Here is a 26218-nt window from a genome sequence, read left to right on the forward strand (position 1 = left end):
GAACAGGAACCCGCACCATGCCCTACACTCTCGAACCCTCCTACGACGACAACCCACGCCTGAAGGAACTTGCCGCCCGGCTGCGCTCCTATCTGACCGACGAACTCATCCCCTACGAGCGCGCCCACGGCATCACCCCCGAGAGCAAGCTCGACCGCCCGACGCTCGAACACGTCTGGAAGCGCAGCGGCGAACTCGGCTTCTACGGCGTCAGCCTGCCCCCGGAGCTCGGCGGACAGGGGCTTAGCCTCGTCGAACTGTGCGCGCTCAAAGAGGAGTTGAGCGCCTCCGGGGCCGCTCTGTCCCACTCCGTCCTCGGGGACATGGGAGGCCCGCTGCGCGTCGGGGCGATCGTGCAGTACGCCACCGAGCACCAGCTGGAGCGCTACCTGATGCCCGTCATCCGCGGCGAGCGGGCCTGCTGCTTCTCGATCACCGAACAGGACGCGGGCTCCGACGTACGGCGGATGAGCACCACCGCGAGCCCGGACGGCGACGCCTACGTCCTCAACGGGCACAAGGTGTTCTCCTCCGCGGCCCCCTTCGCGGACTTCGCGATCGTGGTCGCCCGCATGGCCGGAACCGAAGAGGCGTACAGCGCCTTCCTCGTCGACCTGGACACCCCGGGCTGCCGGGTCCTGGAAGGCGAAGTACCCATGTCCGGCCAACAGATGGAGGGCGACCTCCTCTTCGAGAACTGCCGCATTCCGGCAGCGAACCTGCTGGGCGAGATCGGTCAGGGCCTGCGCATCGGCATCGGCCGCATCACTCTCAACAGGCTGCTGCACTGTCCTTCCCTGATCGGCGCCGCCCGGAGGGCATGGGACCTCTCCGTCGCCCACTCCAAGAGCCGTATCGCCTTCGGACAGCCGCTGCTCGCCCTCCAGGCCATCCAGCACAAACTCGCCGACATGGCCACCGACCTCTACGCGGCCCGTTCCATGGTCATGGCCACCGCAGCGCGGGCCGACCGCGGCGAGAACATCGCCGTCGAGGCCAACATGTGCAAGCTGTTCGTCTCCGAGGCGTGCTTCCGCGTCGCCGACCAAGCCGTACAGATCCACGGCAAGACCGGGCTGACCCGCGGCCACGAGGTCGAGCAGATCTTCCGCACCCTGCGCATGTTCCGGATCGTCACCGGCACCACGGAGATCCACAAGAACGCCATCGTCAAGGCCCTCGTCTGAGCCGGAACCCCGGCATGTACAGCGTTTGAGGCCCTTCTCCCGGTTCCGCCGCCCCGCCCTCACCGGCGGCGGAACTGGCCTCCCCTTCGCCTGGCCACCTGCTTCACCCGCACCCCGCAGGAGTCACCCATGCCCGCCCATCCCGCCGCGTCCCCCGCCGCCTCCGCGTCCCCCGCGGGTCCTCTCGACGAAGAGACGGCCGACGCCCCCTCCTACGACCGGCGCCGCGCCTGGCTCATCACCGCCATGATCGTCACCTTCATGGTCATCAACTTCGCGGACAAGGCCGTCCTCGGGCTCGCCGCCGTCCCGATCATGGACGAACTGGACATCAGCCACAGCACCTACGGCCTGATCGCCAGCTCCTTCTTCCTGCTCTTCAGCCTCTCCGGTCTCGTCGTCGGATTCCTCTCCGCCCGGATCTCCAGCCGCACACTGCTCTTCGTCATGACGCTGACGTGGGCCGTCGCCCAGCTGCCCGTCCTCGTCGTGGCCGCCGTCCCGACGCTCATCGCCGGCCGCGTCCTCCTCGGCGCCGCCGAAGGTCCGGCCGCCTCCATGTCCATGCACGCCCTGTACAAGTGGTACCCGGCGCACCGGCGCGGCCTCCCCTCCGCCCTTCAGATCAGCGGCGCGGCCCTGGGCACCCTCATCTCCGCGCCCGTCCTCACCTGGCTCATCACCGAGCACGGCTGGCGCTACGCCTACGGCGCGCTCGCCGCCGTCAGCGCGGTCTGGGCGCTGGTCTGGTGGCGCATCGGCCATGACGGCCCCTACGACGAGGCGCGCCCCGCACGACCCGGGAAGCAGGCGCCCATCACTGCGCGGCTGCCCTATCGCACGATCCTTCTCACCGGGACAGTCCTGGGCAGCATCTCCAGTGCCTTCGGCGCCTCCTGGGCCCTCGCTCTCAGCCAGGCCTGGCTGCCGTCCTACCTCCGGACCGAACTCGGCATGTCCGCAGGCGCGGCCGCGAGCACCATCAGCATCGTCTCCGCCTTCAGCCTCGTCCTGCTGCTGGCCGTCTCCCCACTCATGGACGCACTCAAGTCCCGCGGCGTCACCAGCCGTTGGTCCAGCGGTGCCACCCAGGGCATCGCGGTCTGCGTCGCCGGCTGCGCCATGGCCGCCTTCCCCTTCGCCGACGGCAACCCACTGCGTCTGCTGCTCATCGGGCTGGCCTTCGGCACGGTCGCCGTCGCCATCCCCCTGCACTACATGACCGCCGCCGAAGTCGTCCCCACCGCCCAGCGCGGCGCCGTCTTCGGGATCGTCGCCGCCACGGGCACCCTCCCCGGTCTTGTCGCACCCAGCCTCACCGGCCATCTCGTCGACGCCGCGGACAGCACGGCTTCCGGCTACACCGCCGCCTTCCTCGTCACGGCCGTCGTGATGGTCCTGACCGGCCTGCTCGCCGTGGTCTGCATCCGCCCGGAGCGCGACGCGCAGCGCCTGGAGCCGGCCGGTCCACGCCCCTGACAGCGACGGCCGGCCGGATCCCACGCGAAAGGCCCCCGGCTCGACGCCGGGGGCCTTTCGCTTCTGTGCAGGTCAGAGTGGCTGCGGAACCCGCTACGGCAGGTTGCGCGCCATGACGATGCGCTGGACCTGGTTCGTGCCCTCGTAGATCTGCGTGATCTTCGCGTCCCGCATCATCCGCTCCACCGGGTAGTCCCGCGTGTAGCCGTAGCCGCCGAGCAGCTGGACCGCGTCCGTGGTGACCTCCATCGCGACGTCGGAGGCGAAGCACTTGGCCGCGGCGCCGAAGAACGTGAGGTCGGCGTCGAGGCGCTCGGACTTGGCGGCGGCCGAGTAGGTGAGCTGGCGGGCCGCCTCCAGCTTCATGGCCATGTCGGCGAGCATGAACTGGACGCCCTGGAAGTCGCCGATCGGCTTGCCGAACTGCTTGCGCTCCTGGACGTAGCCCTTGGCGTAGTCCAGCGCGCCCTGGGCGACACCGAGTGCCTGGGCCGCGATCGTGATGCGGGTGTGGTCCAGCGTCTTCATCGCGGTGGCGAAGCCGGTGCCCTCCTCGCCGATCATGCGGTCGGCGGGGATGCGGACGTTGTCGAAGTAGACCTCGCGGGTCGGGGAGCCCTTGATGCCGAGCTTCTTCTCCGGGGCGCCGAAGGAGACGCCCTCGTCCGACTTCTCGACGACGAAGGCCGAGATGCCCTTGGAGCGCTTGGTCGGGTCGGTGACCGCCATGACCGTGTAGTACTCGGAGACGCCCGCGTTGGTGATCCAGCGCTTCACGCCGTTGAGGACCCAGAAGTCGCCGTCACGGACGGCCTTGGTCTTCATGCCTGCCGCGTCGGAGCCGGCGTCCGGCTCGGAGAGGGCGTACGAGAACATCGCGTCGCCCTTGGCGAGTGGGCCCAGGTACTTCTTCTTGAGGTCCTCGGAGCCGGAGAGGATCACGGGGAGCGAACCGAGCTTGTTCACGGCCGGGATGAGGGAGGAGGAGACGCAGGCGCGGGCCACCTCCTCGATCACGATGACCGTGGCGAGCGCGTCGGCGCCGGCGCCGCCGTACTCCTCCGGTACGTGGACCGCGTGCAGGTCGGCGGCGGTGAGGGCGTCCAGCGCCTCCTGCGGGAAGCGGGCCTCCTCGTCGACCGCGGCCGCGAACGGAGCGATCTTCGCCTCGGCGAGCGCACGCACCGTCTCACGGAGCATGTCGTGCTCCTCGGCCGGACGGTACAGGTCGAAATCGGTCGAACCCGCCAAGACGCTCACTCCCCAAGATGCTAACTACCGTTAAGTAACCCAATTTTAGGCGCCTGGCCCGGCAAAGGCATACGCGCGCGGGCCGTGAGCTTCACGACAGCCGGAATGGGACGTTTCAAAGGCAGGACTATGCTCGTTCACCGCACGTCTGTCCGCATCTCACAGGAGCACTACATGGCCCTCAGGATCACTGTGATCGGCACCGGCTATCTCGGCGCCACCCACGCCGCGGCCATGGCGGAACTGGGCTTCGAGGTCCTGGGGCTCGATATCGTGCCCGAGAAGATCGAGATGCTGTCCGCCGGCCGGGTCCCGATGTACGAACCGGGACTCGAGGAGATCCTGAAGAAGCACGTCGCGGGCATCGAGGGCTCCACGGGGCGGCTGCGGTTCACGACCTCGTGGGAAGAGGTGGCGGAATTCGGCGATGTGCATTTCGTGTGCACCAATACGCCGCAGAAGCACGGCGAGTACGCCTGCGACATGAGCTACGTCGACAGCGCCTTCGACTCGCTCGCCCCCCTTCTGACCAGGCCCGTCCTGGTCGTCGGCAAGTCCACCGTGCCGGTCGGCTCCGCCGCCCGGCTCGCGGCCCGGCTCGTCGAGCTCGCGCCCGTGGGCGAGGGTGCCGAGCTGGCCTGGAACCCGGAGTTCCTGCGCGAGGGCTTCGCCGTCAACGACACCCTGCACCCGGACCGGATCGTCGTAGGCGTGGAGAGCGAGCGGGCCGAGAAGCTGCTGCGCGAGGTGTACGCCGGGCCGGTCGCGGAGGGCTCGCCGTTCGTGGTGACGGACTTCCCGACCGCCGAGCTGGTGAAGACGTCCGCCAACTCCTTCCTCGCCACCAAGATCTCGTTCATCAACGCCATGGCGGAGGTCTGCGAGGCCGCCGACGGCGACGTGGTGAAGCTGGCCGAGGCGATCGGCCACGACGAACGCATCGGGAAGAAGTTCCTGCGGGCCGGCATCGGCTTCGGCGGCGGCTGCCTCCCCAAGGACATCCGCGCCTTCATGGCGCGCGCCGGTGAGCTCGGCGCCGACCAGGCGCTGACCTTCCTCCGCGAGGTCGACTCCATCAACATGCGCCGACGCGGCCACATGGTGGAGCTGGCCCGGGAGGCCGTGGGCGGCGACTCCTTCCTCGGCAAGCGGGTCGCCGTGCTGGGCGCGACGTTCAAGCCGGACTCGGACGACGTACGCGACTCACCCGCGCTGAACGTCGCCGGCCAGATCCACCTGCAGGGCGGCCAGGTCACGGTCTTCGACCCGAAGGGCATGGACAACGCCCGGCGGCTCTTCCCCACCCTCGCCTACGCGGGGACCGCCCTGGACGCCGTACGCGGCGCGGACGTGGTGCTGCACCTCACCGAGTGGGGCGAGTTCCGCGAGCTGGACCCGGAGGCGCTGGGCGAGGTCGCCGGCCGCCGCATCATCCTGGACGGGCGCAACGCGCTGGACCCGGCGGTGTGGCGCGAGGCCGGGTGGACGTACCGGGCGATGGGGCGGCCGAAGGCCTGACCGACCCGCACCACTTCTCAGCCGACCGATCAGATCTACCGAGGAGGAACGTCATGGCCGTCGCCACACTGGGTGCTGTCGTCCTGGACTGTCCGGACCCCCTGGCCCTCGCCGGCTTCTATGCCGGGCTGCTGGGCGGAAAGATCACCGCGATGGAGGACGGCGGCGACAGGTGGGTCGACCTCACGGGCGGCTTCGGCACGCCGCTCGCCTTCCAGGCCGCGCCCGGCTACGTACCACCGCGGTGGCCGAGCGCGGACGGCTCGCAGCAGTTGCATCTGGATCTGACCGTGCAGGATCTGGACGCGGCGGAGCGGGAAGTGCTGGCGCTGGGTGCCACGGTGCTCGACGCGGCGGACCGCGAGCGGTCGTTCCGGGTGTACGCCGATCCGGCGGGGCACCCGTTCTGTCTCTGCGTCGACTAGGCGTCGACCAGGGCCTTTCCTTCTGACCGCGCGAGCCCGGTCTGATCCAGACGAAAGGCCCTGGGCGCCCGGGGCTCAGGCCTTCGGGCCGTCCAGCTGCTCGATCGTGGCGTGGGACGGCCCGCGGCGGGTGCGCAGGTCGCGGGCCACGTCCTCGGCGGCGCGCAGCACCCGTACGGCGTTCTGCCAGGTGAGCTTCGCCAGGTCGGCGGTGGACCAGCCGCGGCCGAGCAGCTCCGCGATCAGGTTCGGGTAGCCCGAGACGTCTTCGAGGCCCTGCGGGAGGAACGCGGTGCCGTCGTAGTCGCCGCCGACGCCGATGTGGTCGATCCCCGCGACCTCGCGCATGTGGTCGAGGTGGTCGGCGATCGTGGCCACGGTCGCCATGGGGCGGGGGTTCGCCGCCTCGAACGCGGCGTGGATCTTCATGGCCCGCTCGGTGGTGTCCAGGTGGTGCAGCCCCTGGGCGCGCAGGTTCTCGTCGGCTGACTTCGTCCAGGCGACGGCTTCCGGCAGCACGAACTTCGGCACGAAGGTCGCCATGGCGATGCCCCCGTTGGCCGGGAGCTGCGCGAGGACGTCGTCGGGGATGTTGCGCGGGTGGTCGCAGATCGCCCGCGAGGAGGAGTGCGAGAAGATCACCGGCGCCGTCGAGGTGGCGAGCGCGTCGCGCATGGTCGTCGCCGCGACGTGCGAGAGGTCCACCAGCATGCCGGTGCGGTTCATCTCGCGTACGACCTCGTGGCCGAACGGCGAGAGACCACCGACGCCCGGGTCGTCCGTCGCCGAGTCCGCCCAGGCGATGTTGTCGTTGTGGGTCAGCGTCATGTAGCGGACGCCGAGGGTGTGCAGGGCGCGCAGGGTACCCAGCGAGTTGTGGATGGAGTGGCCGCCCTCGGCCCCCATCAGGGAGGCGATGCGGCCCTCGGAGCGGGCCGTCTCCATGTCGTCGGCCGTCAGGGCGCGGCGCAGGTCGGCGGGGTGGCGCTCCAGCAGTTCGGCGACCGCGTCGATCTGTTCCAGGGTGGCGCTGACCGCGTCGTCGCCCGCCATGTCGGACTGTACGTACACGGACCAGAACTGGGCCCCGACTCCCCCGGCGCGCAGCCGGGGGATGTCGGTGTGCAGGTGGGCCGACTGGTCGGTGGCGATGTCCCGCGCGTCCAGGTCGTAGCCGACCTGTTCGCGCAGTGCCCACGGCAGGTCGTTGTGGCCGTCGACGACGGGGTACTCGGCGAGGAGTTCCCGGGCCTGGTCCAGTCGGTCCGTCACCGTTCCTACTTTCCGAAGCCGAAGGAGTCGGGGCTTCCGACCTTGTTGCGCAGTCGCTTGCCCTTCTCGGTGGCCTGGTCGTTCAGGTCCGAGAGGAACTCCGTCATGCGGGTCTGCAGCTCGCTGTCGTGCGCGGCGAGGATGCGGACGGCGAGCAGGCCGGCGTTGCGCGCGCCCGCGATGGAGACGGTGGCGACCGGGATGCCGGCGGGCATCTGGACGATGGACATGAGGCTGTCCATGCCGTCCAGGTACTTCAGCGGGACCGGCACGCCGATGACGGGCAGCGGGGTGACGGAGGCGAGCATGCCGGGCAGGTGGGCGGCGCCGCCCGCACCCGCGATGATCGCCTTGATGCCGCGGCCGGCGGCGTTCTCGCCGTAGGCGATCATCTCGCGCGGCATGCGGTGGGCGGAGAGGACGTCGACCTCGTAGGGGATCTCGAACTCGTCGAGGGCCTTGGCCGCCGCTTCCATGACGGGCCAGTCGGAGTCCGAGCCCATGACGATGCCGACGACCGGCGCTGTGGAGGCGGGGGAAGTCATTCGGTGATCGTTCCTCGCAGGTAGTCGGCCGCGTGCCGGGCGCGCTCCCGCACGTCCGCCAGATCGTCGCCGTAGGTGTTGACGTGGCCGACCTTGCGGCCGGGCTTCACGTCCTTGCCGTACATGTGGATCTTGAGCTGCGGGTCCCGTGCCATGCAGTGCAGGTACGCCTGGTACATGTCCGGGAAGTCGCCGCCCAGCACGTTGGACATGACCGTCCAGGTGGCGCGCGGGCGCGGGTCGCCGAGCGGGAGGTCCAGGACGGCCCGGACGTGGTTGGCGAACTGCGAGGTGATCGCGCCGTCCTGGGTCCAGTGCCCGGAGTTGTGCGGGCGCATCGCCAGTTCGTTGACGAGGATCTGCCCGTCGCGCGTCTCGAAGAGCTCGACGGCGAGGTGGCCGACGACGCCGAGCTCGGCGGCGATACGGAGCGCGAGCTGCTGGGCCTCGCCTCCGAGCTTCTCGCTCAGCTGGGGGGCCGGGGCGATGACCGTGTCGCAGACACCGTCGACCTGGATCGACTCGACGACCGGGTAGGCGACGGCCTGGCCGTGCGGCGAGCGGACGATGTTGGCCGCCAGCTCCCGTACGAAGTCGACCTTCTCCTCGGCGAGGACGGGGACACCGGCCCGGAAGGGGTCGGCCGCGTCCGCCTCGGAGCGGACCACCCAGACGCCCTTGCCGTCGTAGCCGCCGCGCACCGTCTTGAGGATGACGGGGAAGCCGCCCACCTCTTCGGCGAAGGCCGCGGCGTCGGCCGGGTCCTTCACGATGCGGTGGCGGGGGCAGGGCGCGCCGATCTCGGTGAGCTTCGCGCGCATCACCCCCTTGTCCTGGGCGTGTACCAGGGCGTCGGGGCCGGGGCGCACGGGGATGCCGTCCGCCTCCAGGGCCCGCAGATGCTCGGTGGGCACGTGCTCGTGATCGAAGGTGATCACGTCACAGCCGCGCGCGAAGGCTCGCAGCGTCTCCAGGTCGCGATAGTCGCCGACGACGACTTCACTCACGACCTGGGCCGCCGAGTCCTGAGCGGTGTCACTGAGGAGCTTGAACTTGATGCCGAGGGGGATGCCCGCCTCGTGGGTCATACGGGCGAGCTGACCGCCACCGACCATGCCGACTACCGGGAACGTCACTCCTCCAGGGTATCCGCACCGCCCGGGGACACCCGACGATGCCCCGGGCCATGCGTTCCGGCGGGCCCGCCGGGGCGTCCAGGAGAGGGCTGTGGGGTGTCACGGCCTCGCCAAACCTGTATCCGTACTCACAGCAGCCGACGGTCCGCCTGGTTAGCATGGCTGGGTTGACGGAACCTGAAGCCGAACCGACAAATCCGAAGCCGAACCGACAGACGGGCTGAGCGATCACCATGAGCGAACGGGGCGCACTGCGGACCCGGCTGGATCTGCTGGCCCGGGAGGTCGCCAAGTTCGGCGTGGTCGGCGCGGTCGGCCTGGTCGTCAATATCGCCGTATCCAACCTGCTGTGGCGGTACACGGACATCCCGACGGTGCGGGCGGGTCTGATGGCGACGGCCGTCGCCATCCTCTGCAACTACGTCGGCTTCCGCTACTGGACGTACCGGGATCGCGACAAGAGCGGCCGGACCAGGGAGCTGACCCTGTTCCTGCTGTTCAGCGCGGTGGGTGCGGTCATCGAGACCGGTGTGCTGTACGCGGCGACGTACGGGTTCGGCTGGAACAGCCCGGTCCAGAGCAACGTCTTCAAGATCCTCGGAATCGGCATCGCGACGATGTTCCGCTTCTGGTCCTACCGGACGTGGGTCTTCCGGGCGCTGCCTGACAAAGACGTGGTCGTGAGCGCGGAGGACGCCGCGCAGGTGACGCGCCCCGTTTCCGTACCCGCTCCGGCGCCCGCTCCGGCCGCAGTGGTGCGGGTCGAGGCCGACACGGCGCGGCGGTAGCGGGTCAGCGGATCACCTCACCGGGCGTTCCGGTTCCTTTCTGTCCAGGGCCACCTGGCTGAGGAACAGCGCGAAGACCGGGGGCTGCTGCTGGAGCAGTTCGAGGCGGCCGCCGTCGGCCTCCGCGAGGTCGCGGGCCACCGCGAGGCCGATGCCCGTGGAGTTGCGGCCGCTGATGGTCCGCTCGAAGATCCGCGCTCCCAGGTCGGCGGGGACACCGGGGCCCTCGTCCGTCACCTCGATGACCGCCTGATTGCCGGTGACCCGGGTGCGCAGCGCGACCGTACCGCCGCCGTGCATGAGTGAGTTCTCGATCAGCGCGGCCAGCACCTGGGCGACCGCGCCCGGGGTTCCGACGGCCCGCAGCCCCTTCTTGCCGGAGCGGACGACGGCGCGGCCCTCGCTCCGGTAGGCCGGGCGCCACTCCTCGATCTGCTGCTTGACGATCTCGTCGAGGTCGAAGACGACTGCCGAGCCGGTCCGCGGGTCCCGGGCGTTGGTGAGCAGCCGCTGGACCACGTCCGTGAGCCGCTCGACCTGGGTGAGGGCGATGTTCGCCTCCTCCTTCACCGTCTCGGGGTCGTCCGTGACGGAGATCTCCTCGATTCGCATGGAGAGGGCGGTGAGCGGCGTACGGAGCTGGTGGGAGGCGTCGGCGGCGAGCCGGCGCTCCGCGGTCAGCATCCGGGCGATCCGTTCGGCGGAGGAGTCCAGGACGTCGGCGACCCGGTCCAGCTCCGGCACCCCGTACCGCTTGTGCCGTGGGCGCGGGTCGCCCGAACCCAGGCGCTCCGCGGTCTCGGCGAGGTCGGTGAGCGGGGAGGCCAGTTTGTTGGCCTGGCGTACGGCCAGGAGCACGGCGGAGACGATCGCCAGCAGCGCCACCGCGCCGATGATCATCAAGGTGCGGCCGACCTCGCGGGTGACGGAGGAGCGGGACTCCTCGACGGTGACCCTCTCGCCGTGTTCGCCCTCCTCCGTGGCGGTGATCACACTGCCGCTGGGGCGTTCGCCGACCTCGATGGGGGCGCGGCCGGGCATCTTGACCAGGGCGTAGCGCTTGTCGTCGATCTGTTCGGCCAGCACGCCGGGGTTGATCCGCTCGGCGCCCAGCAGCCGGCTCTCGATCACGCTGATCAGCCGCAGCGCCTCGGAGTCGACGCTCTCCTGGGCGCTGCTGCTGATGGTGCGGGTCTCGACGATGACGAGGGAGACGCCGAAGACGGCGATCACCACGAGCACCACGGCGAGGGTGGAGTTGATCAGACGTCGGCGCATGACTGCTTCTGTACGTCAGCTCTTCTCGAAGCGGAAGCCGACGCCCCGGACGGTGGCGATGTACCGGGGATTGGCGGCGTCGTCGCCGAGCTTCTTGCGGAGCCAGGAGATGTGCATGTCGAGGGTCTTGGTGGACGACCACCAGGTGGTGTCCCAGACCTCGCGCATCAGCTGGTCGCGCGTGACGACCCGGCCCGCGTCCCGGACCAGGACCCTCAGGAGGTCGAACTCCTTGGCGGTGAGCTGGAGTTCCTCGTCGCCCATCCAGGCGCGGTGCGACTCGACGTCGATCCGGACGCCATGGGTGGCGGGCTGCGGGGCGGGCTCGGTGGCGCCGCGGCGCAGCAGGGCCCGGACCCGGGCCAGGAGCTCGGCGAGCCGGAAGGGCTTGGTGACGTAGTCGTCGGCGCCGGCGTCGAGGCCGACGACCGTGTCCACCTCGTCGGCGCGGGCGGTGAGCACCAGGACCGGCACGGTGTGGCCCTCGGCGCGGAGCCGGCGGGCGACCTCGAGGCCGTCCATCCCGGGCAGCCCCAGGTCGAGCACGACCAGGTCGATGCCGCCCTGGAGGCCGGCGTCGAGTGCGGTCGGGCCGTCTTCGCGGACCTCGACCTCGTAACCCTCCCGACGCAGGGCGCGGGCCAGCGGCTCCGAGATGGATGCGTCGTCCTCGGCGAGCAGTACACGGGTCATGGAGTGATGGTAGTCCGCGCGGGCGACAAGGAGTGAGGTGATCCAGAACCCCTGCGGGTCTGCGACCCGTTCTTGCCCAGACCTTCGAATGTGGGAGTGTGGTTGCACCTGGACCTGTGATCCATCTCTCAAGTCCTTCCTTATCCCGCTCAGTCGTGTCGTATGGTGTTTCAACGCCTGTTGCACTACTCAAGGACCTTTGGGCAGCTATGAGCGCCTGGGGTCCTTCTTCATGTGCAGGGCTGGTACCCGCCAGCCCGGATTTTTCAGTGAATGACCTGTGGGCCGGGCCCGGAACGCCGATGAGGGTGTTCCGGGTGTGGATCCCGATCGCGGTGGGCGTGCCCGCGTCGGTGCCGGCCTCCCCCCACCGGGCGCGTACCGCTCACGCGCGACGCGTCCCGAGCAAGCAAGGATCGATCATGGCGTCCAGCCTGACGAAGGACCCGGCGAGCACCGCGGGTGGCGAGAAGACTTTCTTCGGCCACCCCCGCGGCCTGGCCACGCTCTTCATGACCGAGATGTGGGAGCGCTACAGCTTCTACGGCATGAAGGCACTGCTCCCGCTGTACCTGATCGCGCCCGGCGGCATGCACATGAGCGCCACCACGGCGACGGCGATCTACTCCGTCTACATGGCGATGGTCTATCTGCTCGCCATGCCCGGCGGCTGGATGGCCGACCGCTTCTGGGGGCCGCGCAAGACGGTCGCCGTCGGCGGCGGTGTCGTCATCCTCGGCCACATCACGCTTGCTGTGCCCAACTCGGCGACGTTCTTCGCCGGTCTGGTGCTCGTCGCGCTCGGCTCCGGGCTGCTGAAGGCGAACATCTCCACGATGGTCGGCCACCTCTACAAGGGCCCGGAGGATCCGCGCCGTGACGGTGGCTTCACGCTCTTCTACATCGGGATCAACCTCGGTGCCTTCCTCGCCCCGCTGACCATCGGCACCGTCGGCGAGAAGGTCAACTGGCACTTCGGCTTCGCGCTCGCAGCGATCGGCATGGCCCTGGGCCTCGCCCAGTTCATGCTCGGCACCCGCCACCTGAGCCCGGAGAGCAACGTCGTCTCCACCCCGGCGACGGACCAGGAGAAGCGCTCCGTCCTGCGCAAGGGCCTGGTCTGGCTGATCGTCGCGGCCGCCTTCTACACCCTGCTGGCCATCACCGGGAACTTCGCCGACTGGGCGCTGCTGCCGATCACCGTCGCCGGACTGATCATCCCCATCGCCGTCCTGGTCCGCATGAAGCGCGACAAGGAGCTGACGGACACCGAGCAGTCCAAGCTGTCGGGCTACATCTGGTTCTTCGTGGTCGCCGCCGTCTTCTGGATGATCTACGACCAGAACGGCTCGACCCTGTCGATCTTCGGTGAGAACTCGACGACGAACAGCCTGTTCGGCTTCGACTTCCCGACGTCCTGGTACCAGTCGCTGAACCCGATCTTCATCATGGCGATAGCCCCCGTGGTCGCCTCGGGGTGGCTGTGGCTGAACAAGCGCGGCAAGGAGCCGAGCACCGCCGTCAAGTTCGCCTCCAGCCTCGTGCTGATCGGCATCTCCTTCGTCGTCTTCATGATCCCGCTGATCGACACCGCGGCCAACGGCGGCAAGGTCAGCCCGATGTGGCTGGTGTCGATCTACTTCATCCAGACCGTCGCGGAGCTCTGCCTCTCCCCGGTCGGCCTGTCGGTCACCACGAAGATGGCCCCGGCGAAGTACAGCTCCCAGATGATGGGTGTCTGGTTCCTCGCGGTCACCGCGGGTGACTCCGTGACCGGTCTCCTCACGTCCCCGCAGCTCGGGGTCGACCTGAACACCTCGGGCGCCGTCGCCTTCGAGGCGATCCTCGCGGTCATCGCCGGTGTCGGCATCTGGATGTACCGCAAGAAGGTCACGAAGCACATGGGCGACGTGAGCTGATCCCCCGGTTTCACGCGCAGGGGCCGCCGCACCGTGAGAACGGTGCGGCGGCCCCTTCCGTCTGCGTACGCGCTTCAGCTCACCGGCCCGTGCGCAGCCGGCGCCTTCCGTACACGTACGCGCCTCAGCTCACCGGCCCGTGCGCAGCCGGCGCCACGGAGTGAACGTGAACACCGCGCCGCCCAGCAGGATCGCCGTTCCGGCGACCAGGCCGAGTGCGCGCAGGGACCCGTTGTCCTCGGCTCCGGTGGCCGCGAGCCCGCCGCCGGACGCCGTGCCGCCGCCCGCCGCAGCTCCGCCGGAGCCCCCGGTGTCACCACCGGACGCACCGCCTTCCTGCGCGGTGGTGTCGAGCACGAGCGACGCCGCAGGAGTGCCCTTGACCGTGCACGGGATGTTGATCTTCTGGCCGCCCAGCATGACGTCGATCGTCAGCGCGCCGGGGGTGAGGGTGGATTTTCCCGAGGCCCCCGGCTTGTACGTGCCGGTCATGTCGGGCAGGTTCACCGGCTTGCCCGTCTCCAGGGCTTCGGGGTTCCCCGGCCCCGTCACGTTGACGGAGCCCTTGTCGGCGCCACCGATGACGATCTTCATGGACGGCTTGAGCGCACCCGCGGGCAGCGGAGCCGGGCTGTTCATCACGCCCTTGGCGGTCTTGACCGTGAGCGCGTAGCTCCCGCCCTTCTTCTTGGCGTTGATCGTCACCTTGGAGGCGATGCCCTCCTCGGGACCCGGCGACTTGCAGGCGAAGTTCACGACGACTTCCTTGCCCGGGAAGTCCGTGGCACCACCGCTGCCGCCGGAGTCCGAACCACCGGAGTCCGAACCACCGGCGGTCGTGCCACCCGCGGTCGTGCCACCGCTGGTGGTGCCACCGGCCGTCGTGCCGCCCGCGGTCGTTCCCCCGGCCGTCGTGCCGCCGGTGGTGGATCCGCCGCCGTCCGTGACCTTGATCGTCGCGCCCGGCTGGACCGTCTCCTTCGGGGTGCACTTGGTGTCCGTGGAGATCGGCTTCGAGACGTTGAGGGCGTACGCGTCCGGCGTCAGCGTCAAGTCACCCGCCTTCTCCAGCTTCAGAGTGCCTTTCATGTCCGACACGACCATCGGGCTCTTCTTGGGGATCGGCGGATTCTGCCGCGGTCCCTCCATCTTCAGGTCGCCGGTGGCGGCGCCGCCCAGCTTGATGGTGCCGGTCGGCTTGATGGTGTCCTTTTCGAGATCGAGAACGTCGGGGTTGTCCGAGGCACCCTGGATCGTCTTCCACACGACCTCCACGGTGTCCCCGACCTTCGCCGTGGCGGGCGCGGTCAGCTGCACCTTGGTGGTGCCCTGGACGGGCGGCAGTCCGGAGATGGCCGGGGGTATGCACTCCGTCTTGTACGAGATGTCGGCGGCCTGGGCAGGGCTCGCGGCCAGCAGCATGCCCGCCCCGCCGATCATCATCGCGACTCCCGCCGCGACCGTCCTGCGTTGCGTACTCACGAATGTCCCTTCGTCGTCGGTCTGTGCTCTGACGGTGCGGAATCAGGGGTGAACCACGGCAGCGCGGCCGTGGTGGTGCTCGGGCCCGTCGCGGGCGCGGGGCCGACCTCCTGGGCCGGGGCGCGCCGCAGCTTCGGGAACCTCACGGTCACGCCGGTGCGCGGGGAAGGGCGCTGCCCCCGGCGGCCCGCCGCATGTGCGGGGCGCGGCCGTACCTTGTCGACGACCGCCATACCGATACGGAACACGGCCGCGGGCACCACGAGACAGAGCAGGATCCAGAAGAGCGTCACGCCCCACGGGCGGCCGACCCCCCATGGCTGCTCGGCCAGCACCTTCGTGCCGTACTTCAGTGAGATCTGGTAGTCGCCGTGGGCGCCCGCCGTCAGCTCGACGGGCAGTTCGATACGGGCCTTGCGGCCGGGCTCGACGGTCCCCCGCCACTGCCGCTCCTCCCACTGCGCGGCATAGACGCCGTGGGCGGTGCCGACCCGGAAGACCGGGTCCTTGACCGGCGCGGAGCCCAGGTTGCCGACCGTGAACACGAGCCGGCGCGACGGCGGGGCGCCGAACCAGGTGAGAATCCCGCTGTCGCCCTCCAGCCTGGTGGCCGCGAGGACGGCGAGCTTTCCGTCGCCCGTCTGCTTCGGCAGTGCGGCGACGGGGTGGCCCGCGACCACGAACACCGCGTCGGCGAGAGCCTGTTCGCCGGTGACTGTGGCGACATGGACCACGCAGGGGCACGGCGCGGGCGGCTCGGCGACCGGCAGCTTCTTGGTGAAGGAGCCCTTCTTGTCGGTGGTGACGGCGCGGCCGTCCGCGTTGGAACAGGAGTTGGTGCCGCCGATCACGCCGCGCGCGGGGGTGGACTGCCCGCAGATCAGCATCATGAGCAGGGTGTCGGGCCGCCAGCCCTTGCCGTTGACGGTGATCTCCCCGCCCTTGCCCGCCTGCTTCTCCGAGAGCGTGACCACCGGTTTCGGGTCAGCCGCGCCCGGGCTCTCGGCCTGGGCCCCGGGTGCGGTCAGCAGCAGAGCGGGCAGTATCGCGGCCAGCAGTACGGCGAGCAGTACGCCCGCCCGCCCGCGGCCGTCGTTCCGGGATGCCGCCGGTCCGGTCCGTCCAGTCACGATTCCGCTCCCGCCTTCACCAAGTGCCTCTCGTCGGAGTGCTGTCGGAGATCCGGAGCCGGGCCGGCCCCGTCGTCATGTGCGCCCCGCCGTGTTCCGCGCCGGCGCCGGAGGCCGTACACACCGGCGGCGACGGCGGCCAGGAGGAGCAGCGCGCCGCCGCCCACCGGCGCCCAGGGCACGAAGGCCGCCGAAACGGCCGCCTCGTCGTGTGCCCCGCCCGCCGCCGTGACGCGCAGCCGCACGGTGACCGAGTCGAGGGACGGGGCGTCCCGCCACGGCTCGGTGAGCCGCACCCGCTGACCGGGCAGCAGTTCCACGGGCAGAGCCCGGGCGCCGCGCCGCAGCAGGGTCCCGAACACCCCGTCCGCGCTGACGGACAGGCGCGGCACGAGGACCGCGTTGCCCCGGTTGACCAGCGTGTAGTGGATGGTCCCGCCGCTCACCGTCACGTCCTCCACCGTGAGCGCGGCCAGCGTCGGTCCGCCGACCCGCAGCTGGACCCTTACGCCCACCGAGCGGCCGCCGCTCTCGGCGACGATCGCTCCGGGGTGGTCACCGGGCTGCGCGTCCTCGGGCACGGTGAAGGAGACCGGCACGTCGGCCCGGGTCCGGCCGGGCACCGTCACCTCGGCACTCGCCGTCCGCAGCCAGGCTCCGGTCCCGGTCGATCCGTGCGCACCGCGCACCGCGAATCCGCCGTTCCCCGTGTTGTACGCGTCGGCGCCGCGCAGCCGTACGGTGACCGGCTCCGGTCCCGGATTGGTGACCGAGAGCCGGTCCTCCAGAACGCTGCCGGGCAGACCCTCCAGGTAGAAGTACGGTCTGCCCTCGCCCTGTCCTGGGCCGTTCGCCGCGGGCTGCGCCGTCCACGCCGGACCGGCAGCCGGGTGCTCGGTGGCACCGGCCACCGCCGCCGTGGCGACGGTGCACCACAGGACGGCGAGCAGCGGCAGGATACGGGCCAGACGTCGCGCGGCGGACGGCCGTGCGGCGACAGGTCCTGGGACGGGGCGGGTGGCGTGACCGGTCAACGGCGGCATGGGCGGCTCCCTGGTGCGTGACGGCGGCGGTGGTTCGCGCGGGTCAGCCCGTGACCCGCTGCCCCCGCCTGGTCAGCCACAGCACGCCGGCCGCACCGGTCAGCAGCACCGTGCCGCCGAGCGTGCCGAGCGCCACCGCCGAGTCCAGCGGGCCGGTCTTGGGCAGCGAGTCGCTGCCGCCCGATGTGCTCGTACCGCCGCCCGCCGCGGTGACGTCGAGGGAGAGCGAGGGGCCCGGGTTGTTCGACGGGGTGCAGGTCGTCGTCGTACCGAGCGCCTTGATGGTGAGCACTCCTGCGGTGAAGTCGACCTTGCCGCTCTTCTTCGGGGTGTACGTCCCCGACAGATCGTTGATCTTGATGGGGCTGTTGGCCGGGATGGCGGCGGAGTTGGCCGCTCCGGAGACCTGGACCTGCCCCGGGTCGGCGCCGCCCACCTTGATCACCGCGCTGGGGTTCATCGCCCCCTTGCCCAGTTCCACCGGGCTGGAGGAGACCCCCTTCTGGAAGGACATGGTGAGCTTGTAACCGCTGCCGCTCTTGACGCTCTTGATGTCGATGGGCGAGACGGCGGCCTTGTCGCCGATCGGGGTCTTGCACTTGTAGTTGACGTCGACGACCGTCGCGTGGGCGGCGGGCGCGGCCAGCAGCACCACCGCGCTCGCCAGCCCGGACGCCAGCGCGAGAGCTGTTCGCTTCTGGTACGACACCTCGAGTTCCCCTCATGCCGGGAGTCGCCGCGCGCCGCTTCACAACGGCGCAAATAACTGACGACACATCAGATTGGGCGCTCAAGGTACGCCCGGGGCCTTGTGGAGGGAAGACAAAGAGCGCGCCGGATCGGCGCGCTCTTCAAGGGGCGTACGAGCCCAGGGGGACGAGCAGGGGAAACCCGTTCGGGGGCTATGCGGGGGCGGCCAGCTCCGCCCAGACGGTCTTGCCGGGCTCACCCGACACCCGTACGACTCCCCAGTCCAGGCAGAGCCGCTGCACGATGAACATGCCGTGTCCGCCGGGCCGTCCGGCCCGGTGCGGGGTGCGGGGCGCGGGCTGTCCGGCGCCGCCGTCGGTGACCTCCACCCGCAGCGCCTTCGGCGTGCGGGCGATGCGGAGCTCGTCGGGGCCGTCCGCATGCAGGCACGCGTTGGTGACCAGCTCCGAGACGACCAGCAGGACGTCCTCGGCGGCGGCACGGCGGTCGGCGGTCGAGGCGGGGAGCCAGCCCCAGTCATGGAGCGCCTGGCGGGCGAAATCGCGGGCCGTCGGCACGATGCCGCTGACCTCCCGCAGCGACAGCGTGCGCCACTGCCGCTCCGCGGGCTCCACGTGCGCGTCGGAGGGAACGCCGGAACGCGCGTCCGCGCGTGTGCCCGCGTCGGCGCGTGCACCCACGCCTGCGCCCTCCGGCTCACGGCCGAGGTCGCCCGGCGGATGCTGCCGGGTGGTGCCCATCAGCGCTTCACCTCACCGATTCACCATGTCGCCATCGAACAGATACAGAAACGAATATTGATATGGACACTGATACAGGTACCGCACGGACACGAAGCGTGTACGTCTCCCACGGCTCGCCGAGGTGTCTCCTGCCCGGTCGATTCGTGACAACACCCACTTCGTCTACGCGGAGCGCGTGACACGGGCAACAGAAGGGGCGCCCGGGGCGTCGAAACGCACCACGATCAGGTGTCCAGAGCCTCTTCGAGGGAGTCATGGACGGTGAAAACCGCCTCGGCCCCGGTGATCTCGAAGACCCGCGCCACCACCGGCAGCATTCCGGCCAAATGGACCCCTCCCCCGGCCGCCTCCGCCTTGAGGCGGGCACCGAGCAGCACATTGAGCCCGGTGGAATCACAGAATTCGAGCCGGGAGCAGTCGACCACCAGACGCACACGCCCTTGCTCGACCGCGTGCTCCAAGGGCTCGCGCAGCAGGTCTGCCGTGTGGTGATCCAACTCACCCACCGGCGTGACAACCTCACTGCGGCCATCAGTCCGGGCCTCGACCTGAAGCCGACCCCGGTTAGCGCTGCCGACCGTCCCGCGGTCCATGCCCGCCCCTCTTCGTCTCGTCACTGTCCGCATCAGCGCACATGCAGATGAGTTGCACCTGTCGCCGACGTTCTTAAAACAGTACGCGTTCCGTGCGCCACGCGGTAGCCGAAGACCTCAACAAACCGGACATATGGCGTCAATTGGAGGTTGTAACGACCTGCAAGGACCGGGTAAGGGTAGGGGGACACCAAAAACACAGCCGGCTTTGGAGGCGCCGCTTCACCGCAGGAACACGTATGGGCATCGGCAGCCATATGCCGAGAACGATGGAGGAGACCATGTCACCCCGGCTCGACGAACCGCGTACCCACAACGCGACGTCAGCATGTCCTCAGGGACTGACCGAATCAGACTCCCCTGCTGCGGCCGTCCTGGACGGCACGCGCAACAGCACCACCAGCAGTGGCAGTGACACCAGCAGTACCGAAGACATCCGCAGCACCGAAGGCGTGACCGGTCTCGAAGGACTTCCCGAGATCCCGCCCTACTCCGAAGTGGGGCCGCTGGATGCCAGGGCCTTGTCGAAGACGCTCTTCGCCCGGCTGGAATCCCTCGAAGAGGGCACGCACGAGTACTCCTACGTACGCAACACGCTCGTCGAACTGAACCTGGCCCTGGTCAAGTTCGCCGCCTCCCGGTTCCGCTCGCGCAGCGAACCGATGGAGGACATCATCCAGGTCGGCACCATCGGCCTGATCAAGGCGATCGACCGGTTCGAACTCAGCCGGGGCGTCGAGTTCCCGACCTTCGCGATGCCGACCATCATCGGCGAGATCAAGCGCTTCTTCCGTGACACCAGCTGGTCCGTGCGCGTACCGCGCCGCCTGCAGGAGCTCCGGCTCGACCTGGCCAAGGCGGGCGACGAGCTCGCCCAGCAGCTGGACCGATCGCCCACCGTGGGCGAGCTCGCCGACCGCCTCGGCATCACCCACGACGAGGTCGTCGAGGGCATGGCCGCGAGCAACGCGTACACCGCGAGCTCGCTGGACGCCAAGCCCGAGGAGGACGACAACGAGGGCGCGCTGGCCGACCGGATCGGCTATGAGGACCACGGACTCGAAGGCATCGAGTACGTCGAGTCCCTGAAGCCGCTGATCGCCTCACTGCCGGGCCGCGACCGGACGATCCTCTCGCTCCGGTTCGTCGCCAACATGACGCAGTCGGAGATCGGCGAGGAGCTCGGAATCTCGCAGATGCACGTGTCGCGACTGCTCTCCCGCACCCTGGTCAAGCTCCGCAAGGGACTGACCCTGGAGGAATGAGCGGGCACCCCGCAACGCGCTTGCGGGGACTGCCGGATCAAGGACCTGCCCCGCCGAGGGGCAGGTCCTTCCGCGTTGGTGACGCCGGTTCAGAGGGCGCGCGCTGCCACCACGCGCTCGCCGCTCCGCCAGACCTCGTGGACCAGCGGTACGCCCGGCCGGTAGGCGAGGTGGACGTGGCTGGGGGCATCGAGGACCACCAGATCGGCGCGGGCGCCCGGGGCGATCCGGCCGACGTCGCCGCGGCGCAGGGCGGCCGCGCCGCCCGCGGTGGCTGACCAGAGCGCCTCATCGGGCGTCATGCCCATGTCGCGGACGGCGAGGGCGATACAGAACGGCACCGACGAGGTGAACGAGGAGCCCGGGTTGCAGTCCGTGGAGAGCGCGACGGTGGCGCCCGCGTCAAGGAGGCGGCGGGCGTCGGGCCAGGCGGCCCGGGTGGAGAACTCGGCGCCGGGGAGCAGCGTGGCGACGGTCTCCGACTGGGCCAGGGCGTCGACGTCGGCGTCGGTGAGGTGGGTGCAGTGGTCGGCGGACGCGGCATCGAGCTCGACGGCGAGCTGGACGCCGGGGCCGTGCCCGAGCTGGTTGGCGTGGACCCGGGGGTGCAGTCCCCTGGCGCGGCCCGCGGTCAGGATCGCCCGGGCCTGGTCGCCGTCGAACGCGCCCTTCTCGCAGAAGACGTCGATCCAGCGCGCGTACGGGGCGCAGGCGTCGAGCATCGGGCCGGTGACCAGGTCGACGTAACCGGCCGGGTCGTCCGCGTAGTCCGGGGAGACGATGTGGGCGCCGAGGAAGGTGACCTCGTCGGTGTGGCGGGCCGCGATGCGCAGGGCGCGGGCCTCGTCCTCGACGGTGAGGCCGTAACCGGACTTGGTCTCGAAGGTCGTGGTGCCCTGGCGCAGCGCCTCGGCGAGGTAGCGGGCGACGTTGGCGGAGAGTTCCTCGTCGGTGGCGGCGCGGGTGGCGGCGACGGTGGTCCTGATGCCGCCCGCGCTGTAGGCCCGGCCGGACATCCGGGCGTTGAACTCCTGGGTGCGGTCGCCCGCGAAGACGAGGTGGGAGTGGGAGTCGACGAAGCCGGGGATGACGGCCCGGCCGCCCGCGTCGACGGCGTTGTCAGTGGCTGGTGCTTTGCTTGATTCACCGGTCCAGACGACCCGGTCGCCCTCGATGACGACGGCCGCGTCCTGGATCAGTCCGAGGGGGGAACCGTCACCGAGGGAGGGGTCGTTGGTGACCAGTGCGGAGATGTGGGTGAGGGCGGTCGTCGTCATCGGGGTGCTGCTCTCCTTGCGTCTGGGCGGTGGAGGGGTCTCCGCCTGGGTGCTCAGTGGTGCAGGGCCGCGATGGCCTTCGCGAGAGCTCCGGGGACGTCACCGACCAACGCGTGATGTCCGTCGCGGACGATGTGCCGGCCGGCTACCACGGTGTGGCGCACATCGGCTGCGGAGGCGGCGAATACGGCTGCTTCGGCTGCCAGTCGGGGCACCGGCCCCGCTGTTCTGACGGAGTCGAGGGCGACGGTCACCAGGTCGGCCGGGGCGCCCGGTTCGAGGACGCCCGCGTCGGGCCGGCCGAGTGCGGCGTGGCCGTCGGCGGAGGCGGCGCGCAGGAGTGCGGCGGCCGTCCAGTGGCCGCGGGTCCGGGTGCGCAGGCGCTCGTTGAGCTCCATCGCGCGCGCCTCTTCGAAGAGGTCGATCACGGCGTGGCTGTCGCTGCCGAGGGAGAGCGGCGATCCGGCGCGCTGGAGGGCGACCGCGGGGCCGATGCCGTCGGCCAGGTCGCGTTCGGTGGTCGGGCACATGCAGGTGCCGGTGGCCGTGGAGCCGATGAGTTCGATGTCCTCACCGGTGAGGTGGGTGTTGTGCACGCCGGTGGTGCGCGGGCCGAGGACGCCGTGGTCGGCGAGGAGCCGGGTGGGGGTGCGGCCGTGGGTGGCCAGGCAGGCGTCGTTCTCCGCGGTCTGCTCGGAGAGGTGGACATGGAGCGGGGCCTGCCGCTCCTCGGCCCACTGGGTGACGGTGGCGAGCTGATCGGCGGGGACGGCCCGCACCGAGTGGATCGCGGCGCCGATCAGGGCGTGTTCGTCGCCCTTGAGGAGGGAGGCGCGCTCCGCCCAGGCGTCGGCGGTGGTGTCGGAGAAGCGCTGCTGGTGCCGGTCGGGCTTCTGGTACTGGGAGGGCCGGCGGCCGAATCCGGCGGCGAGATAGGCGGTGTCCAGCAGGGTGATCCGGATGCCGGCCTCGCGGGCGGCCGCGATCAGGGCCTCGCCCATCGCGTTGGGGTTGTCGTACGGGACGCCGCCCGGCGCGTGGTGCAGATAGTGGAATTCGCCGACCGCGGTGATGCCGGCCAGCGCCATCTCGGCGTACACGGCACGGGCCAGGTCGTAGTACGTGTCGGGGGTGAGCCGGGACGCGACCTGGTACATGATCTCGCGCCAGGTCCAGAAGGTGCCGGAGCCGACCTGGACGGTGGAGCGCAGGGCGCGGTGGAAGGCGTGCGAGTGGGCGTTGGCGAGACCGGGCAGGGTGAGCCCGCGCAGCACGATGGCACCGGGTGGCGGGGCGTCGACGCCGGTCCGCACACCGGCGATGCGTCCGCCGGCCACCTCCAGGACGACGTCCGGTTCGACATGGGTGCCGAGCCAGGCATGGGACAGCCAGTACGTCACGGTGACGGGCTTGCCCGTCGGCTCCGTTGTCAGCTCCGTCGTCAGCGGCACGCGAGACCTTCCAGTACGTCGGCGAGTGCGATCACCCCGGCCACGCAGTCGTCCTCGGCGGCGTGCTCGGCCGGCGAGTGCGAGATCCCGGTGGGGTTCCGTACGAACAGCATGGCGGTTGGGACCGAAGCGGACAAAATACCCGCGTCGTGCCCTGCTCCGGTGCCCAGTACGGGAACGTCGCGTCCGGTGTCCCGGATGGCGGAGCGCTTGAGGATCGCGCCCAGCTCGTCGCGCAGGGCGTGCTGGAACTCCACGACGGGCGTGAAGGACTCCCGCACGACGTCGAGGTCGATCCCGGCACGCTCGGCGTGCTCCCGGGCGGCCCGCTCGATACCGGCGACGACGGTGTCCAGGGTGTCCTGGTCGGCGGCGCGGGAGTCGAGCCAGCCGCGCACGAGGGAAGGGATGGCGTTGACGCCGTTGGGCTCGACCGCGATCTTGCCGAAGGTGGCGAGGGCGCCGGTCAGCTCCGCCTCCCGGCGGGCCGCGAGCACGGTCTCGGCGTACGTGAGCATCGGGTCGCGGCGGTCGACGAGCCGCGTGGTGCCCGCGTGGTTGGCCTCGCCCCGGAAGTCGAACCGCCAGCGCCCGTGCGGCCAGATCGCGGAGGCGATGCCGACCGGGTCGCCACTGACGTCGAGGGCGCGGCCCTGCTCGACGTGGAGCTCGACGAACGCGCCGATGCGGGCGAGCCGTTCGGGGTCCGGGCCGATGGCGTCGGGGTCGTACCCCGCCTTCTCCATGGCCTGCGGCAGTGTGACGCCGTCGCCGTCGCGCAGCCGGTGCGCGGCCTCGGCGGTCAGCTGCCCGGCGGCGAGCCGGGAGCCGACGCAGGCGAGGCCGAAGCGTGCGCCTTCCTCGTCACCGAAGTTGGTGATGGCCAGCGGTCGGGTGAACTCCACTCCCCTGCGGCGGAGTTCATCGAGCGCGGCGAAGGAGGAGACGACTCCGAGCGGCCCGTCGAAGGCTCCGCCGTCCGGGACGGAGTCGAGGTGCGAGCCGGTGACGACGGCGTCCCCCGCCAGGGGGTCGCCGAGCCAGGCCCACTGGTTGCCGTTGCGGTCCACCTCGCAGTCGAGGCCGCGGGCCTCGGCCTGCATCCGGAACCAGAGGCGGCAGTCGGCGTCGGCCCCGGTCCAGGCGTAGCGCCGGTAGCCGCCGGACTCGGCGTTGCGGCCGATGTTCCGCAACGACGCCCACATCGCGTGGAAGGTGGGGCTCACGCGGCGGTCCCGCCCGTGCCGGGCGCTTCGCCCGTGCCGGACTCCGCGTCCGGGCCGCCCTCGCGCATCGGCACCCGCACGCCCTTGTCCGATGCCACGGACTCCGCGATGTCGTACCCGGCGTCCACGTGCCGGATGACACCCATGCCCGGGTCGTTGGTCAGCACCCGGCGGATCTTCTCGCCCGCCAGCTTCGTACCGTCGGCGACCGTCACCTGTCCGGCGTGGATGGAGCGGCCCATGCCGACACCGCCGCCGTGGTGGAGGGAGACCCAGGAGGCGCCGGAGGCCACGTTGACCATCGCGTTCAGCAGCGGCCAGTCGGCGATCGCGTCGGATCCGTCGAGCATGGCCTCGGTCTCCCGGTACGGGGAGGCCACGGATCCGCAGTCCAGATGGTCGCGCCCGATCGCCAGCGGCGCCGCCAGCTCGCCGCTCGCCACCATGTCGTTGAACCGCTCGCCGGCCCGGTCCCGCTCGCCGTAGCCGAGCCAGCAGATGCGGGCGGGCAGGCCCTGGAAGTGGACGCGCTCGCCGGCCATCTTGATCCAGCGGTGCAGCGACTCGTTCTCCGGGAAGAGCTCCAGCATCGCCTTGTCGGTCTTGTGGATGTCGGAGGCCTCGCCGGAGAGCGCCGCCCAGCGGAACGGGCCCTTGCCCTCGCAGAACAGCGGCCGGATGTAGGCGGGCACGAAGCCGGGGAAGTCGAAGGCCCGCTCGTATCCGGCGAGCTGGGCCTCGCCGCGGATCGAGTTGCCGTAGTCGAAGACCTCCGCGCCGGCGTCCATGAAGCCGACCATCGCCTCGACGTGCCGGGCCATCGACTCCCGCGCGCGCTGGGTGAAGTCGGCGGGCTTCTCGGTGGCGTAGGACGCCATGTCGTCGAAGTCGACGCCGAGCGGAAGGTAGGCCAGCGGGTCGTGCGCGCTGGTCTGGTCGGTGACGATGTCGACCGGGGCGCCCTCGGCGAGCATCCGGGGCAGCAGTTCCGCCGCGTTGCCGAGCAGGCCGATGGAGAGCGGCTTGCGTGCGTCCCTCGCCTCGGTGGCCAGCTGGAGCGCGTGCTCCAGGCTGTCCGCCTTCACGTCCAGGAAGCGGTGCTCGATGCGGCGCTCGATGGCGCGCGGGTCGCAGTCGATGCAGATCGCGACGCCGTCGTTCATCGTCACGGCGAGCGGCTGGGCGCCGCCCATGCCGCCGAGCCCGGCGGTCAGCGTGATCGTCCCGGCCAGTGTCCCGCCGAACTTCTTCGCGGCGACGGCGGCGAACGTCTCGTACGTGCCCTGCAGGATGCCCTGCGTGCCGATGTAGATCCACGATCCGGCGGTCATCTGGCCGTACATGGTGAGCCCGAGCGCCTCCAGGCGGCGGAACTCCTCCCAGTTCGCCCAGTCGCCGACCAGGTTGGAGTTGGCGATCAGGACCCGCGGGGCCCACTCGTGCGTCTGCATGACGCCGACCGGACGACCGGACTGGACGAGCATCGTCTCGTCCTGCTTGAGCGTCTGCAGCGTGCGGACCATCGCGTCGAACGAGCGCCAGTCGCGGGCCGCCTTGCCCGTGCCGCCGTAGACGACGAGCTTGTCCGGGTGCTCGGCGACCTCGGGGTCGAGGTTGTTCTGCAGCATGCGCAGCGCGGCTTCCTGCTGCCATCCCAGGGTGCTCAGTTCGGTACCTCGCGGCGCCCGTACGGGGCGGGGTCCTGACATGGCGATGCCTCCTCGCGACTGTGAATTTTCTATTCACATCTTGAGTGGCTGAATAGCTCCAGTCAACAGGGCGCGGGCGGACAGCCCGGCAGGCCGA

General features: G+C 70.4%; 23 protein-coding genes. 7 read left to right on the forward strand and 16 right to left on the reverse strand.

The genetic code is table 11. The features are described from left to right. Positions 1 to 17 precede the first annotated feature (17 nt). Positions 18 to 1187, forward strand: coding sequence for an acyl-CoA dehydrogenase family protein (locus ACIOEW_RS37565; RefSeq protein WP_362553302.1), 1170 nt, complete (start codon positions 18 to 20; stop codon positions 1185 to 1187). Positions 1188 to 1316: 129 nt separating this feature from the next. Next, positions 1317 to 2666, forward strand: a complete 1350-nt coding sequence (locus tag ACIOEW_RS37570) for an MFS transporter (protein WP_401969747.1) — start codon at positions 1317 to 1319, stop codon at positions 2664 to 2666. A 93-nt stretch (positions 2667 to 2759) separates the two neighbouring features. Here ACIOEW_RS37570 and ACIOEW_RS37575 read toward each other — a convergent pair whose 3' ends face one another. Next, a complete protein-coding gene (locus ACIOEW_RS37575) occupies positions 2760 to 3917 on the reverse strand; it encodes an acyl-CoA dehydrogenase family protein (RefSeq protein WP_362553416.1) in 1158 nt (385 codons plus the stop codon). Between the two features lie 174 nt (positions 3918 to 4091). On the opposite strand from ACIOEW_RS37575, the gene ACIOEW_RS37580 reads away from it, so the two are divergent. Beyond that, a complete protein-coding gene (locus ACIOEW_RS37580; RefSeq protein WP_362553308.1) occupies positions 4092 to 5435 on the forward strand; it encodes a UDP-glucose/GDP-mannose dehydrogenase family protein in 1344 nt (447 codons plus the stop codon). A gap of 53 nt (positions 5436 to 5488) precedes the next feature. Then, complete coding sequence (locus tag ACIOEW_RS37585; RefSeq protein ID WP_401969750.1) at positions 5489 to 5860, forward strand: VOC family protein; 372 nt, start codon at positions 5489 to 5491, stop codon at positions 5858 to 5860. A gap of 75 nt (positions 5861 to 5935) precedes the next feature. Here ACIOEW_RS37585 and ACIOEW_RS37590 read toward each other — a convergent pair whose 3' ends face one another. From ACIOEW_RS37590 to ACIOEW_RS37600, 3 genes are read right to left on the reverse strand one after another with little or no spacing between them, the layout of a single operon-like run. Beyond that, positions 5936 to 7132 carry a dipeptidase gene (locus ACIOEW_RS37590; protein WP_401969753.1) on the reverse strand — a complete coding sequence of 399 codons (1197 nt, stop codon included), beginning with the start codon at positions 7130 to 7132 and terminating at the stop codon, positions 5936 to 5938. Between the two features lie 5 nt (positions 7133 to 7137). Next, the gene (purE, locus tag ACIOEW_RS37595) at positions 7138 to 7677 is read right to left on the reverse strand and encodes a 5-(carboxyamino)imidazole ribonucleotide mutase (protein ID WP_362553317.1); all 540 of its coding nucleotides are present in this window, start codon (positions 7675 to 7677) and stop codon (positions 7138 to 7140) included. Then, positions 7674 to 8813 carry a 5-(carboxyamino)imidazole ribonucleotide synthase gene (locus ACIOEW_RS37600; protein WP_362553320.1) on the reverse strand — a complete coding sequence of 380 codons (1140 nt, stop codon included), beginning with the start codon at positions 8811 to 8813 and terminating at the stop codon, positions 7674 to 7676. Before ACIOEW_RS37600 ends, purE begins: the two co-directional genes overlap by 4 nt. A gap of 233 nt (positions 8814 to 9046) precedes the next feature. Here ACIOEW_RS37600 and ACIOEW_RS37605 point away from each other — a divergent pair, with 233 nt between their 5' ends. Further along, positions 9047 to 9601 carry a GtrA family protein gene (locus ACIOEW_RS37605; RefSeq protein WP_401969756.1) on the forward strand — a complete coding sequence of 185 codons (555 nt, stop codon included), beginning with the start codon at positions 9047 to 9049 and terminating at the stop codon, positions 9599 to 9601. A gap of 12 nt (positions 9602 to 9613) precedes the next feature. Here ACIOEW_RS37605 and ACIOEW_RS37610 read toward each other — a convergent pair whose 3' ends face one another. Both ACIOEW_RS37610 and ACIOEW_RS37615 read right to left on the reverse strand, forming a co-directional pair. Next, on the reverse strand, positions 9614 to 10879 hold the full coding sequence (locus ACIOEW_RS37610) for an ATP-binding protein (RefSeq protein WP_362553326.1): 1266 nt from the start codon (positions 10877 to 10879) through the stop codon (positions 9614 to 9616). Positions 10880 to 10894: 15 nt separating this feature from the next. Further along, entirely contained in the window at positions 10895 to 11572 is a 678-nt protein-coding gene (locus ACIOEW_RS37615) for a response regulator transcription factor (protein WP_018524728.1), read from the reverse strand. 422 nt (positions 11573 to 11994) lie between these two features. Between ACIOEW_RS37615 and ACIOEW_RS37620 the strand changes: the two genes are divergently transcribed. Then, positions 11995 to 13491 (forward strand): oligopeptide:H+ symporter, encoded by a 1497-nt coding sequence (locus tag ACIOEW_RS37620; protein WP_362553329.1) that lies wholly within the window; start codon positions 11995 to 11997, stop codon positions 13489 to 13491. Positions 13492 to 13620: 129 nt separating this feature from the next. On the opposite strand, the gene ACIOEW_RS37625 is transcribed toward ACIOEW_RS37620, so the two are convergent. The 6 genes from ACIOEW_RS37625 to ACIOEW_RS37650 form a co-directional block, all read right to left on the reverse strand. Beyond that, a complete protein-coding gene (locus ACIOEW_RS37625) occupies positions 13621 to 14931 on the reverse strand; it encodes a hypothetical protein (RefSeq protein WP_401969793.1) in 1311 nt (436 codons plus the stop codon). A gap of 38 nt (positions 14932 to 14969) precedes the next feature. Next, entirely contained in the window at positions 14970 to 16103 is a 1134-nt protein-coding gene (locus ACIOEW_RS37630) for a hypothetical protein (RefSeq protein ID WP_401969759.1), read from the reverse strand. After that, complete coding sequence (locus ACIOEW_RS37635) at positions 16100 to 17146, reverse strand: hypothetical protein (RefSeq protein ID WP_401969761.1); 1047 nt, start codon at positions 17144 to 17146, stop codon at positions 16100 to 16102. The genes ACIOEW_RS37630 and ACIOEW_RS37635 overlap by 4 nt, the downstream gene beginning before the upstream one ends. Before the next feature lie 43 nt (positions 17147 to 17189). After that, positions 17190 to 17855, reverse strand: a complete 666-nt coding sequence (locus ACIOEW_RS37640) for a peptidase (RefSeq protein WP_362553332.1) — start codon at positions 17853 to 17855, stop codon at positions 17190 to 17192. Positions 17856 to 18048: 193 nt separating this feature from the next. Then, positions 18049 to 18597: an ATP-binding protein gene (locus ACIOEW_RS37645; RefSeq protein WP_401969762.1), complete on the reverse strand. Its 549-nt coding sequence runs from the start codon at positions 18595 to 18597 to the stop codon at positions 18049 to 18051. A gap of 227 nt (positions 18598 to 18824) precedes the next feature. Further along, entirely contained in the window at positions 18825 to 19193 is a 369-nt protein-coding gene (locus ACIOEW_RS37650) for an STAS domain-containing protein (protein ID WP_362553338.1), read from the reverse strand. A 281-nt stretch (positions 19194 to 19474) separates the two neighbouring features. Between ACIOEW_RS37650 and ACIOEW_RS37655 the strand changes: the two genes are divergently transcribed. Then, the gene (locus tag ACIOEW_RS37655) at positions 19475 to 20458 is read left to right on the forward strand and encodes an RNA polymerase sigma factor SigF (RefSeq protein WP_362553426.1); all 984 of its coding nucleotides are present in this window, start codon (positions 19475 to 19477) and stop codon (positions 20456 to 20458) included. 89 nt (positions 20459 to 20547) lie between these two features. Here ACIOEW_RS37655 and hutI read toward each other — a convergent pair whose 3' ends face one another. Genes hutI through hutU form a run of 4 tightly spaced genes read right to left on the reverse strand, consistent with a single transcriptional unit; the run spans position 20548 to position 26121 of the window. Beyond that, the gene (gene hutI, locus ACIOEW_RS37660) at positions 20548 to 21735 is read right to left on the reverse strand and encodes an imidazolonepropionase (protein ID WP_401969764.1); all 1188 of its coding nucleotides are present in this window, start codon (positions 21733 to 21735) and stop codon (positions 20548 to 20550) included. Between the two features lie 53 nt (positions 21736 to 21788). Beyond that, complete coding sequence (locus tag ACIOEW_RS37665; protein ID WP_401969767.1) at positions 21789 to 23186, reverse strand: formimidoylglutamate deiminase; 1398 nt, start codon at positions 23184 to 23186, stop codon at positions 21789 to 21791. Further along, a complete protein-coding gene (locus ACIOEW_RS37670) occupies positions 23177 to 24391 on the reverse strand; it encodes an allantoate amidohydrolase (RefSeq protein WP_362553429.1) in 1215 nt (404 codons plus the stop codon). The genes ACIOEW_RS37665 and ACIOEW_RS37670 overlap by 10 nt, the downstream gene beginning before the upstream one ends. Positions 24392 to 24408: 17 nt before the next feature. Then, positions 24409 to 26121: a urocanate hydratase gene (gene hutU / locus ACIOEW_RS37675; protein ID WP_362553346.1), complete on the reverse strand. Its 1713-nt coding sequence runs from the start codon at positions 26119 to 26121 to the stop codon at positions 24409 to 24411. Positions 26122 to 26218: the final 97 nt, after the last annotated feature.

It is taken from the genome of Streptomyces sp. NPDC087901, from assembly GCF_044742205.1.
Taxonomy (GTDB): domain Bacteria; phylum Actinomycetota; class Actinomycetes; order Streptomycetales; family Streptomycetaceae; genus Streptomyces.